The sequence below is a fragment of the uncultured Methanobrevibacter sp. genome, assembly GCF_900314615.1.
Taxonomy (GTDB): domain Archaea; phylum Methanobacteriota; class Methanobacteria; order Methanobacteriales; family Methanobacteriaceae; genus Methanocatella.
The window spans coordinates 1-11,438 of sequence record NZ_OMWA01000037.1 but is presented as its reverse complement, the minus strand read 5'-3'; the positions used below and the strand labels follow the sequence as shown (position 1 = coordinate 11,438).

Here is an 11,438-nt window from a genome sequence, read left to right as displayed (position 1 = left end):
GTGACAGGAATGCCGCTATAAACATCCTTAATGAAGGATTAAAAATCGTCGGGACGACGGTGCAGTAAAAATATCCCAAAAAAATACATATCTTTTTTTGGGTTTGCGAATCCCCGTCTTCTCAAAGACGGGGAAGTTCAACAAATGTAAATAAACATTTATACTAATAAAAACATATTTTTTTTTAAGGTGAATTATATGAGAATTGGAATTTGTGACACTACATTCGCTCGTTTTGATATGGCTTCAGCAGCCATCGATGAGCTTAAAAACAACGCTTATGATTTAAAGATAATTCGTGAAACAGTTCCGGGCGTTAAGGATTTGCCTGTAACTGCAAAAATTCTCATTGAAGAAGAAAACTGTGACATTGTAATGGCACTGGGAATGCCTGGACCTATGGAAAAGGATAAGATGTGTGCTCATGAAGCATCAACAGGTCTAATCAATGCTCAGCTTATGACAAACACCCACATTCTGGAAGTATTTGTACATGAAGATGAAGAGGAAGATCCTGTTGAACTTGCAAAACTTGCAGAAAACAGGGCACGTGAACATGCACAGAACTTAATAAAAATGATGTATCACAGAAAAGCAATGAGAAAAGAAGCTGGAATGGGAATGCGTGAAGGAAAAGAAGATGCAGGACCATTATAGAAGGTGTAAAATGGAATATGAACTGACTGCCGAAGACAAGGATGCAACCTATGTAGTTCTTCCGGCATACAATGAATCAACAAGAATCCAGCCGGTTATAGAGGATATAGCCAAGAAAGGATATAATATGGTAATTGTCAATGACGGCTCTTCAGACAATACTCTTGAAGTTATTAAGCAGTCCAAAAAGAAGTATCCTAGTAAGGTTCATATTTTTAATTTATTGATCAATCGTGGTGTGGGTATTGCTACACAAACTGGTTTTGAGGCAGTTTTGAGATACAATCCGAAATATATTGTGAGCATGGACTCTGACGGCCAGCATTCAGCTGATGATTTGGATGAGGTCATAAAACCTTTAGTTACCGGTCAGGCTCAGGCTGTAATTGGCGTAAGGCCTCTGGATGACATGCCTTTCAGCAGAAAATATGCTAATGCAATCATGAATCTTTTAACAAGAATATTCTATCGTGTGGATGTAAGTGACTCTCAGACAGGTTTCAGGGCAATAACCGTTGATGCACTTGACAAAATCAGCATCAATGCTACAGGTTATCTCATTTCTTCAGAATTCATACGTGAAATTAATGACAACAATATTCCGTTTGCTGAAGTTCCAATCCAGACAATATATACTCCTGAAACCCAGGCAAAGGGAACAAATGCGGTTGTTGCGCTAAAAATATTATTACAGATGATTAAACATCAATTTTAAGGTGGTAAAATGTATTTATATGCTTTAATATTTCCAGTTATTGCTTTAATAGCAATCATATGGTTTATAACAAGATATTTAAAAGGGAAAAACTCATTTTTTACTGTTTTGTTATGGTCATTATTTTGGATAGTTGTCAGTCTGTTTGCAATCTTTCCCGAAGTAAGTATGACCTTTGCACGGATATTCGGTATTACCCGTGGTCTGGACTTTATAATTATCTTGGTATTTGTAATATTGTTTTACACAGTTTTAAAATTATATTTCATTGTAGACAACATGCAGAACAACTTGAACAAGGTTGTTAAGGAACTTGCATTAAAAAATGAAATCACTCTTGACGATGAAGAGGAATAAATCATGCTTTATTTTAGAGGATGTACTGCAAGAGAGCGGGAAACCAATATTCAAAAGGCAACCGAAGCTCTTTTAAAAAAAGCAGGAATCGACTATACTATTTTAGAAGATGAAAAATGCTGCGGTTCAGTATTGCTCAGGACAGGTTTTACTGACGAAGCCAAAAAGCAGATTGAAAAGAACTCTAAGGTATTTAAAAATCAGAAAGTTCTCACATCATGTGCGGGATGTTATAAGACTCTAAAGGAGGATTATGACGATGTTGATGTTATCCACATATCCCAGCTTTTAGAAGAACTTATTAAAGATGATAAACTTGTTTTTTCCAAAAAGGATTTGGATGTAACCTATCATGATTCATGCCATCTCGGACGTCACCTGAATGTTTTTGATGCGCCGAGAAATGTCATCAAATCTGTTGCAAATCTGCTTGAAATGGAAAACATTCGTGAAAACAGTTTATGCTGCGGTGCCGGCGGAGGCGTAAAATCAGCATATCCTGAAATAGCAGACCAGATGGCGCAGACAAGAATCAATCAGGCAAAGCAAACCGGATGTACCACACTGGTGACAGCATGTCCTTTCTGCAAGCTCAATCTGGAAAATGATGGAATGGAAGTACTTGATTTATGTGAATTTTTAGTAAAATATGGTGATGCGGATGAAGCCGAGTGAACTTGAAACCATGAGAAAATCATTTAACACAGTTAAAAACAGATCAAATTCAATAAAGGATTCACCATCTGCCAAAAGACTTGAATCAAGAGTCCGTGAAATCAAAAAGTATTCCATTGAGCACAATGAAGAGCTCTTCAGTCAGGTTAGGGAGTCATTCAAACGCAATGACATTGACTGCAGATTTGCCGAAACTGCAGATGATGCAATTGATATCATAGACGGCCTGCTTGATGAGTATGATGCATCTGTTGTAGCTAAAGCAAAATCAAATACCTTAGGTGAAATTAATCTGAAAGCTCATTTGGCCGAAAAAAGTATTGATGTAGTTGAAACTGATCTTGGAGACAGAATTTTACAGCTTAAAAAGACAGACAATAAGCCGGTTCATCCGACAGGCCCTGCTTCACATCTCAATGTTTCAAACATAGCTGATATTGTAAATGATTCTCTTGACGTTAATGTATCTGCCAGGCCACGTGAAATTATGGAGACTGTCAGAAGTGATGTGCTGAATCGCCTAAAAAATGCAAACGTAGGTATAAGTGGAGCCAATGCAATTGCATCCGAAGAGGGGTCATGTGTAATGGTGCACAATGAGGGCAATATTTCAATAGTTTCACTAAAAGATTTGCATATAATCGTAGCTGGAATTGATAAAATTGTACCTACTTTGGAAGACGCAATCTCTCTTGTAAAGCTTGAAACAATTTTTGCAACAGGAAGCTATGTAACCTCATATATGAATGTAATATCCGGACCGTCAAAAACAGCAGACATTGAAAAGAAACTGCTTAAAAACATGTACGGCGCTGAAAGAGTTGTTGTAATTTTTCTAGACAATGGAAGAAGCGAAGCTACACCTGAATGCCTTTACTGTATAGGCTGCGGCAACTGTGTAGTTCACTGTCCTGTATATAATGCAGTAGGCAATGAATTTGGCTTCAACAATTATCTGGGCGGCCGTGGTGTTGCAATGTCAAAATTTATAGAGGATGATGAGACCTGCTATAATTCAGGTCTTTACATGTGCACATTATGCGGATTATGCACTTTAAACTGTCCGGTAGCTATTCCAACAAATGAAATCATTGAAAATATGAGAAAAATGTCAACTGAAGTTGGATTCTATCCTAAAGCTCACGGCATAATTAAGGATAATGTCTCCAAAAAAGATTCTCCATATTAATTCTATTTTTAATTAATTTTTTTTCAAAAAACAATAATATTATAAATAATAATGAACTAATATTAGTATATTATAAAATAATATTTTATTGGAGGAAATACATGCTTCTATTAATAAGTCCTATAAATCGTGAAGAAGCTCTCGAATCTATTGAAGGTGGAGCAGACATTGTTGATGTAAAAAACCCTAAGGAAGGTTCACTTGGTGCAAATTTCCCTTGGGTAATAAAAGAAATCAGAGAATTGACTCCTGAAGACAAGCTTGTAAGTGCTACTTTGGGAGATGTGCCTTACAAACCGGGTACTGTTTCACTTGCAGCAATGGGAGCTCACGTATCAGGGGCAGATTACATTAAAGTTGGATTATATGGAACAAAAGACCATGACGAAGCAGTTGAAGTTATGGAAAATGTAGTAAAAACTGTAAAAGATATTAGCGAAGATACAATTATTGTAGCAGCAGGATATGCAGACGCTCACCGTGTCGGCGCTGTTGATCCTATGGAAATTCCAAAAGTTGCAAAAGATGCAGGCTGCGACCTTGCAATGCTGGATACTGCTGTTAAAGATGGTCACACATTATTTGATTACTTAGATTTAGACAAATTAAAAGAATTCGTAGAAGAAGCTCACGGATACGGCTTGATGACTGCACTTGCAGGTTCCGTTAAAAAAGACCAGTTAAAACCATTGCATGACATCGGCTGTGACGTTGTTGGTATTAGAGGAGCTGCATGTGTAGGCGGTGACAGAAACACTGGTAAAATACATCACACTGCTGTAGCTGAGCTCAAAGAATTAATTGATTCATTTTAATTAGGTGTTAGTTATGTCATTTTCAAAAAAAGTCCAAGAAGCAAGAATGTCTTACACTTTTGATGATTTTCTTTTAACTCCAAACGCAAGTTATGTGGAACCTAAAGATATAGATACTACTGTAGAATTAGGTAAAGGAATCAAATTGAACATTCCTGTATTAAGTGCGGCTATGGATACCGTAACTGAAGCAGAACTTGCAATCGCCATGGCCCAGCAGGGTGGTATAGGAGTTATTCACAGAAACATCTCACAGGAAAGACAGGTTGAAGAAGTTAGAAAAGTTAAAAACGCTGAAGATTTAACAATCCGTGATGTTATAACAATTTCTCCGGATTCCACTGTTGCACAGGCTCAAACCTTAATGCGCAATGAACTCATCAGCGGTTTACCTGTTGTTGATGGTGATAAAATAATGGGAATTATCTCAAAAAGAGATATCAGACCTGTTTTAAAATCAGAACCATCCACTGCAATCAAAGACATAATGACTTCTGATGTTGTAACTGTTGAAGAAGGAGTTTCTGCTGAAGAAGCATTGAATGTTGCATATGAAAATAAGGTTGAAAGACTTCCTGTTGTACGTGAAGGCAAATTAGTTGGAATTATTACAATTAAAGATATATTAAATCAATCACAATATCCGGATGCGGCCAGAGACAAAAATGGAGACTTTTTAGTTGCAGCTGCATGTGGTCCGTTTGATCTCGACAGGGCAATGGCACTTGACCAGGCCGGTGCAGATGTCATTTCCATTGACTGCGCTCACGCTCATAACATGAATGTAGTTAAATTCACAGAAACCATCAAGGACAATATTGATGCTGAATTATGTGTAGGTAACATTGCTACTGCACAGGCTGCAGAAGACTTAATTTCAATGGGTGTAGATGCCCTTAAAGTCGGTATCGGTCCGGGTTCAATGTGTACTACTCGTATTGTAGCTGGTGTAGGTGTACCTCAACTTACTGCAATTTCAGATGTTGCTGATGCTGCAGCAGATTCAGGAATTCCTGTAATTGCTGACGGTGGTATCAGGTACTCCGGTGACGTTGCAAAAGCTATCGGTGCCGGTGCAGATGCAGTAATGCTTGGTAACTTGCTTGCAGCATCCCTTGAAGCTCCTGGTGAAATCGTTGTAATGAACGGTAAACAATACAAAAAATACCGTGGAATGGGATCTATGGGTGCAATGACCAGTGAATATGATGGTGGTGCAGACAGATACTTCCAAGGTCAAAAAAGTAAGATGAACCACACCAAATATGTTCCGGAAGGAATTGAAGGTGCGGTACCATACAGAGGAACCATTGCAGAAATCCTGTTCCAGTTAGTAGGTGGTTTAAAATCATCCATGGGATACTGCGGTGCTGAAGACATTAAAGCAATGCAGCAAAAAGCAAACTTTGTTAGAATTACAAGCAGTGGTATTAAGGAATCCCACCCTCATGACTTGTTAATTACTAATGAAAGTCCAAATTATCCAACTCTCGACTAGTTGGATATTATTTAATATTTTTTTTGATGAGAAGTTAAAATATTAGCATGATGTTTTTGGAAAGGACTTAATTCTCATCAATAATTATATTTTATTATAGAAATTAATTTTTTCTTAAAATCAAGTATTTTAAGCAAACCTTTAAATATTAGTTAATTCAATATTATTACATTAGATAATTTTATGATTATGTTATGTAATCATGTAAATTCAAATAATTTACATTTTAATTAAATTTTATTATTTACGGAGAGAATATAAATGGCAAGAACTAAAAAAGTTGGTATTACAGGTAGGTTCGGTGCAAGATACGGAAGAAAAGCAAAAAGATCTGTTAAAATCATTGAAGAAAACATGAAAAAAAATCATGTTTGTCCTAAATGTGATAGACCATATGTAAAAAGACAAGCTGCTGGAATCTGGAAATGCAGAAAATGTGGTGCAGTATTCACCGGAGGAGCATACATTCCACAAACTCCTATGGCAAAATCTGCAGCACGTAGTATCAGAGATATTAAAGTGGAGGAATAAGCTTTGTATAAATGTCCACGTTGTGGAGCAGAAGTAGACCATAAGAGCTACATGGAAAATAAATGTCCTAAATGCAGATATAGGATTTTATTTAAAGAAGTTCCAGAAACCACAAGAATTATAAAAGCAAGATAATTATCTTTGCTTTTAAATATATTTTCACTATTTTTGATTTAAATGTTAATTTCCACTTCTAGAAAGCCTTCTCAAAAAACTAGAAAGTTCTGTAAAAATTTAGCACGCGTCACTGATTCAACTTCTGTCAACAGGGGTAAAATGAATATGCGCGAGCTTCTGTTGAAGGCCTTGGATTTGGAAGAAATTAACCTTGCAGTCGTTAATGAAATTAAGGGAAATCCAAGTAAAATCACTTTCTATTCAAACAAAGGGGAAGTTTTGCTTGTAATATTGATAAGTGTTGTACTTGAATCTGAAAAGCTTAACATTGCGCCGTCAAAATTGAAAATAGTTTCAAATATGGAAAAGCTTAATGTATTAAGCGATATTTTAGGTTTGGAGTTAGTGGACAAGGCTGAGGATAATTTTATCCTTATTTCTCAAGATGAAAATTTAATAGCTAAAATTAATTTTATTAATAAATTTGGAGACAAGCTCAATTTCCAAATTAATGTTAAAAAGATTTTAGAGGATGTACATGATTGATGAAACCCCTCTTGAATCTGTAAAAAGCAATATATCCATTGAATTTGAAAGCAGCTCTCAGGCTCAAATAATCTATGATGCAATTATTCTGGAGTTTGAAACTGCTCCAGATTTTAGATCATCAATGACAATTGACCTGGACGGGTCCAATATACTGATCAATATTGATGCTGAGGATTCAACCTCTTTCAGGGCTTCTGTCAACTCAGCTATAAAATGGATAAAATTGGCATTACAAATAAATAATTTAACAAACTTATAAAATAATAATTAGGTGATATTATGGAGATTCCTGAAAACATTCAAAATCAATTAAATCAGTTTCAACAGTTACAGCAACAAGCTCAAGCTGTAACCATGCAAGTTCAGAATGTTGAAATTCAAATTCAAGAAACTGAAAAAGCTTTAGAAGAACTTAAAAAAAGTGATGAAAATACTGAAGTATTCAAACAAGCTGGAACTTTACTTATCAAAGTTGAATACGCAGATGCATTATCCGAAATGGAAGATAAATTAGAAACTCTTCAGTTAAGAAAACAAACCATGACCCGTCAGGAAGAAAGAGTCATGAAAAAACTTGAAGAGATGCAATCCACTATCCAAAATGCAATGCAAGGTATGGGCCAATAGGCTTAATACTTTTTTACTTTTTTTATAGATTACTATGTCAAAACTTAAAAAACTGTCTCCAGATGATCTTTCTAAAATTTCCGATGATTTTGGTGAAATTCTTGAAAAGGAAGTTTCCAAAAACATTTCAACAAAGGAAGTTGAAGACCTTGATTTGGACATTACACTCAATTATGAAAACGAACAGCTCGACGTTGATGTTGATGTAGGCGTTCTTTTCGATGAGCTTTCCGAAATAAACCAGGACCAAATCATGAATGCCATTGACGAGGCTTATCTGAAGTTCGATTCATATATTGATGAAAATTTCAGAGAATAATTTTTTATTTTAAATTTTTTGATTAATGGCTATTACATCAATATTTTGGCCTATTATTGGCGATTTGTTTTAATTTCATTTTTTCAGTTATTTCAAACTTACTTTTTTCAAATGAACTTTATCAAGCAAATTTTATTAAATTTTAAAATTTTTAAATGCCTAAAAATAGGGCGTTTTATGATTTTTATTAATTAATATGTATTTGTTTATTTTTCTAATTTAAATTTTTAAACGTGTTTATTATCTATGATTATTTTTAAAAATTATATATTCAAGTTTACTTTAATTTTTCTAAATTTCAGTAACATTTAAATACTATGTTATTAAAAATAATAAATAACGGTTCATAACATATTTGTTATTAATCAAAATTGATCATTATTTTTATTTACTCTGAGAGGGGACTGAAAAACACTTCAGTTTCTCTCACCTCCTTAAGTTTTTAATACTTCTTTTATCTAATTATTTAATATGATTAAAAAAATTCCGGTAATAGATTTAAAACAGGGTCAGGCCGTAAGCGGTAAATCAGGAATGAGGGATACATACACTCCGCTTCAGACAGTTTTCGCTCCGTCAGCCAATCCCGTTGAAATAGCTCAGGGTCTTAAGCTGAACGGTGCCGATGAGATGTACATTGCAGATTTGGATTTGATTGAATCTGAAGGCCACAACATCAACGATATCAAAATGGTAAATACAATTTTGCCTGTTCTTTTCGACGGAGGCGTGAAAAACTGTGAAGCTTTCGAATTCTTCCTGGATTATGCATACCGGGTAATCGTTCCAACAGAAACCCTTGAAAGCATTGAAGAGATGAAAAAGATATTTGACAAATTTCCAAAAGAGCGAATTGTCGTAAGCGTTGACGTTAAAAACAATGAACTTCTTGCAAAAAACCTTGATTTGAATCTCTCTGAATTTAAGGAAATCCTAAAGGAACTTGATCCGAGTGATATTATTCTTTTAGACATTACTGGTGTCGGTACCCAAAAAGGTTACAATGAAGAACTTTTAAAAGAGTTTGAGGATTTAAAGGATAAACTGATTATTGCCGGGGGATTGAACAGGAATTCTCTAGCTGAACTGGAATCTCTCGGAATAAAAAAGGTGCTGATAGGCACAAGTCTTCATTCAGGTGAAGTTAAACTCCTGGACTGATTGTAGCGCATGAATGCTGTTGCATTTGCAGGAATTATACAACATGCAATTATGTGAAAATAATTTCAGTTAAATAAGAAATATTTTTTAACATTAATGCATAAATTATCTTATATGGAAAGAATTAGTGAAAAACCGCCTCGAAATATCTCGATTAAAAGGACTCTTATATTATTTTTTGCAAATGTAATCGCCATGTACATAGTCAGTATGCTTGGTTTAGGCGTAGAAATCGAATATCTTGATGATATTCTTCTTTTTGTTTTATTTTTCAGTTTAGTCAATGCTATTTTGTGGCCGATTATCACCAGATTATTCCTTCCTTTCATATTGCTGACATTCGGATTTGCCACATTCATACTGAATGCTTTTATAATAGAGTTTTTTGCACCGATGTTTTATATTAAACTTGAAGGTTTCGGATTTTTAGTTGTAGCTTTTGTATTAACTGCCGTCAATACATTATTAACAGCAATTCTGACTGTTGATGATGATGCTTCATATTATAGGGTTGTTTTAAGGGATGCAAAAAAGAAAAGAAAACAGGATGTTAAAAATTATCCCGGCGTTATAATTATTGAAATTGACGGACTCTCACATGAAATGCTCCTAAAAGCTATTGAAAAAGGCCGTATGAGCAATGTAAAAAAACTCATCGAATCAAAAACCCATAATCTTAAACCGTGGATTACTGATCTGTCTTCTCAGACCGGAGCAAGTCAGGCGGGAATTTTACATGGAAATAATCAGGATTTTGTGGCCTTCAGATGGGTTGAAAAAGAAAATAACAATAAAATTATGCAATGTTCTTCTTTAAATGATATTGAAATACTTGAACAAAGAATTTCCGACGGTAACGGACTGCTTGCAGATAACGGTGCCAGCCGGTCAAATCTGTTTTCCGGGGACAGTAAGGATGTTATTTTAACATCAAGTAAATTTAAAAACTTTAAAAAATTATACAACACTGCATGGTTTTCACTATATTCAAGTCCAAGTTACACTGCACGTATAGCACTATTGGGATTATTGGATTTATTCAAAGAGCTTCGCTCACAAAGAAAACATGAATCTGAAGATATCCAGCCAAGAATTGACAGGGATTTCAAGTATGCTTCCATCAGAGTTGGAACAAATGTTTTTATGAGTGAAGTCAATACATCAACTTTGATTGGAGATGTGATGGTGGGGGATATTGATGTTGCATATTCCACATATCTCGGCTATGATGAAATTGCCCATCATTCAGGCGTTGAAGATGAAGATTCATATTATGCCCTTAGTTTAATAGATAAGCATATCAAACGTTTGATGGAAGGAAGCAGATACGCTGCAAGACCATATCAGTTTGTCATCCAGTCAGACCACGGGCAAAGTAAAGGAGCTACCTTCACACAAAGATATGGAAAGACTTTTGAAGAATTCGTAATATCCCTGCTTCCGGAGGACATGTCAATTTATGCTAATCTCTCATCAGAGGAAGACCACCACACAGAAGTTTTCAATCCTTTTTCACAAAAAAAGGATGAAGAGGAAGAGGATGAATGTATAGAATCCCAGGTATCTGTACTTGCATCAGGAAATCTCGCACTGATTTATCTAACTCAATGGAATTACAGATTAACTTATGAGGAACTGATGGATTTATTCCCTGAATTTATTCCGGGCCTGCTTGATAATGAATATATAGGTTTTATTGTAGTTTATTCCAAGGAGTACGGTAATCTGGTTTTAAGTAAAAACGGCAAATACTTCCTTGACAGTGATAAAATTGAAGGTGAAAATCCTCTTGAAAACTATGAAAAGAATGCAGCTGAAAAAATAAAAAGACACTGCAGTTTCAATCACCTTCCGGATATTTTAGTAAACAGCTTTTATGATTCACAAAATGATGAAGTCTGTGCATTTGAAGAGCTGATTGGAAGTCACGGTGGAATAGGTGGAAATCAATCTGAACCATTTATTCTATATCCTTCTGACTGGCAAGTGCCTGATGAAGAGATTGTAGGTGCGGAAAGTATTTATTCAATTTTAAAACAAAATTTGCAGTTATTGAAAAATAACAGGCAATAATTTTTTATCATTTCAACAATAGACTTAATTGGATGATTCGCTCCAGTCATCACACATATCATCCATTTTAACTAATTTTTCATGGAATCTGCAGTAATATTGGGTGCAAAGGCCAATATCAAATTCCACATGTTTGCAGTTATAGCATTCTTTTT

At 35.1% G+C, this 11,438-nt stretch carries 15 protein-coding genes; all 15 read left to right on the top strand.

From position 1 onward, the window contains the following. Positions 1-198: 198 nt before the first annotated feature. The 15 genes from ribC to QZN33_RS11030 all read left to right on the top strand — a co-directional run bounded on the left by ribC (position 199) and on the right by QZN33_RS11030 (position 11,283). Positions 199-657 carry a riboflavin synthase gene (gene ribC, locus QZN33_RS11100; RefSeq protein ID WP_292608987.1) on the top strand — a complete coding sequence of 153 codons (459 nt, stop codon included), beginning with the start codon at positions 199-201 and terminating at the stop codon, positions 655-657. 10 nt (positions 658-667) lie between these two features. Beyond that, positions 668-1,372 (top strand): glycosyltransferase family 2 protein, encoded by a 705-nt coding sequence (locus tag QZN33_RS11095; protein WP_296792539.1) that lies wholly within the window; start codon positions 668-670, stop codon positions 1,370-1,372. A 9-nt stretch (positions 1,373-1,381) separates the two neighbouring features. Further along, positions 1,382-1,729: a DUF2304 domain-containing protein gene (locus QZN33_RS11090; protein ID WP_296792536.1), complete on the top strand. Its 348-nt coding sequence runs from the start codon at positions 1,382-1,384 to the stop codon at positions 1,727-1,729. 3 nt (positions 1,730-1,732) lie between these two features. Beyond that, a complete protein-coding gene (locus tag QZN33_RS11085; RefSeq protein WP_296792533.1) occupies positions 1,733-2,404 on the top strand; it encodes a (Fe-S)-binding protein in 672 nt (223 codons plus the stop codon). Beyond that, positions 2,391-3,593, top strand: a complete 1,203-nt coding sequence (locus tag QZN33_RS11080; RefSeq protein WP_296792526.1) for an LUD domain-containing protein — start codon at positions 2,391-2,393, stop codon at positions 3,591-3,593. The genes QZN33_RS11085 and QZN33_RS11080 overlap by 14 nt, the downstream gene beginning before the upstream one ends. Positions 3,594-3,694: 101 nt before the next feature. After that, positions 3,695-4,408 carry a (5-formylfuran-3-yl)methyl phosphate synthase gene (locus QZN33_RS11075; protein ID WP_292743946.1) on the top strand — a complete coding sequence of 238 codons (714 nt, stop codon included), beginning with the start codon at positions 3,695-3,697 and terminating at the stop codon, positions 4,406-4,408. 13 nt (positions 4,409-4,421) lie between these two features. Continuing rightward, a complete protein-coding gene (gene guaB / locus QZN33_RS11070) occupies positions 4,422-5,906 on the top strand; it encodes an IMP dehydrogenase (protein ID WP_296792522.1) in 1,485 nt (494 codons plus the stop codon). Positions 5,907-6,167: 261 nt separating this feature from the next. Next, entirely contained in the window at positions 6,168-6,437 is a 270-nt protein-coding gene (gene rpl37A, locus QZN33_RS11065; RefSeq protein ID WP_292811270.1) for a 50S ribosomal protein L37Ae, read from the top strand. 3 nt (positions 6,438-6,440) lie between these two features. Further along, the gene (locus QZN33_RS11060) at positions 6,441-6,572 is read left to right on the top strand and encodes a DNA-directed RNA polymerase subunit P (RefSeq protein ID WP_296792509.1); all 132 of its coding nucleotides are present in this window, start codon (positions 6,441-6,443) and stop codon (positions 6,570-6,572) included. A 141-nt stretch (positions 6,573-6,713) separates the two neighbouring features. Further along, the gene (locus QZN33_RS11055) at positions 6,714-7,100 is read left to right on the top strand and encodes a ribonucleotide-diphosphate reductase subunit beta (RefSeq protein WP_296792506.1); all 387 of its coding nucleotides are present in this window, start codon (positions 6,714-6,716) and stop codon (positions 7,098-7,100) included. After that, entirely contained in the window at positions 7,093-7,362 is a 270-nt protein-coding gene (locus tag QZN33_RS11050) for a KEOPS complex subunit Pcc1 (RefSeq protein WP_296792502.1), read from the top strand. Before QZN33_RS11055 ends, QZN33_RS11050 begins: the two co-directional genes overlap by 8 nt. 20 nt (positions 7,363-7,382) lie before the next feature. Next, entirely contained in the window at positions 7,383-7,730 is a 348-nt protein-coding gene (locus QZN33_RS11045; RefSeq protein WP_296792499.1) for a prefoldin subunit beta, read from the top strand. 34 nt (positions 7,731-7,764) lie between these two features. Then, positions 7,765-8,049: a DUF3194 domain-containing protein gene (locus QZN33_RS11040; RefSeq protein ID WP_296792496.1), complete on the top strand. Its 285-nt coding sequence runs from the start codon at positions 7,765-7,767 to the stop codon at positions 8,047-8,049. Between the two features lie 471 nt (positions 8,050-8,520). Then, entirely contained in the window at positions 8,521-9,210 is a 690-nt protein-coding gene (locus tag QZN33_RS11035) for a HisA/HisF family protein (RefSeq protein WP_296792493.1), read from the top strand. A gap of 96 nt (positions 9,211-9,306) precedes the next feature. After that, on the top strand, positions 9,307-11,283 hold the full coding sequence (locus QZN33_RS11030; RefSeq protein ID WP_342764153.1) for a phage holin family protein: 1,977 nt from the start codon (positions 9,307-9,309) through the stop codon (positions 11,281-11,283). Positions 11,284-11,438: the final 155 nt, after the last annotated feature.

Coding starts and splice junctions, on each gene's coding strand:
- QZN33_RS11035 (WP_296792493.1), top strand. CDS start 8,521: ATGATTAAAAAAATTCCGGTAATAGATTTAAAACAGGGTCAGGCCGTA.
- QZN33_RS11050 (WP_296792502.1), top strand. CDS start 7,093: ATGATTGATGAAACCCCTCTTGAATCTGTAAAAAGCAATATATCCATT.
- QZN33_RS11055 (WP_296792506.1), top strand. CDS start 6,714: ATGAATATGCGCGAGCTTCTGTTGAAGGCCTTGGATTTGGAAGAAATT.
- QZN33_RS11040 (WP_296792496.1), top strand. CDS start 7,765: ATGTCAAAACTTAAAAAACTGTCTCCAGATGATCTTTCTAAAATTTCC.
- guaB (WP_296792522.1), top strand. CDS start 4,422: ATGTCATTTTCAAAAAAAGTCCAAGAAGCAAGAATGTCTTACACTTTT.
- QZN33_RS11075 (WP_292743946.1), top strand. CDS start 3,695: ATGCTTCTATTAATAAGTCCTATAAATCGTGAAGAAGCTCTCGAATCT.
- QZN33_RS11030 (WP_342764153.1), top strand. CDS start 9,307: ATGCATAAATTATCTTATATGGAAAGAATTAGTGAAAAACCGCCTCGA.
- QZN33_RS11085 (WP_296792533.1), top strand. CDS start 1,733: ATGCTTTATTTTAGAGGATGTACTGCAAGAGAGCGGGAAACCAATATT.
- QZN33_RS11090 (WP_296792536.1), top strand. CDS start 1,382: ATGTATTTATATGCTTTAATATTTCCAGTTATTGCTTTAATAGCAATC.
- QZN33_RS11080 (WP_296792526.1), top strand. CDS start 2,391: ATGAAGCCGAGTGAACTTGAAACCATGAGAAAATCATTTAACACAGTT.
- rpl37A (WP_292811270.1), top strand. CDS start 6,168: ATGGCAAGAACTAAAAAAGTTGGTATTACAGGTAGGTTCGGTGCAAGA.
- ribC (WP_292608987.1), top strand. CDS start 199: ATGAGAATTGGAATTTGTGACACTACATTCGCTCGTTTTGATATGGCT.
- QZN33_RS11045 (WP_296792499.1), top strand. CDS start 7,383: ATGGAGATTCCTGAAAACATTCAAAATCAATTAAATCAGTTTCAACAG.
- QZN33_RS11095 (WP_296792539.1), top strand. CDS start 668: ATGGAATATGAACTGACTGCCGAAGACAAGGATGCAACCTATGTAGTT.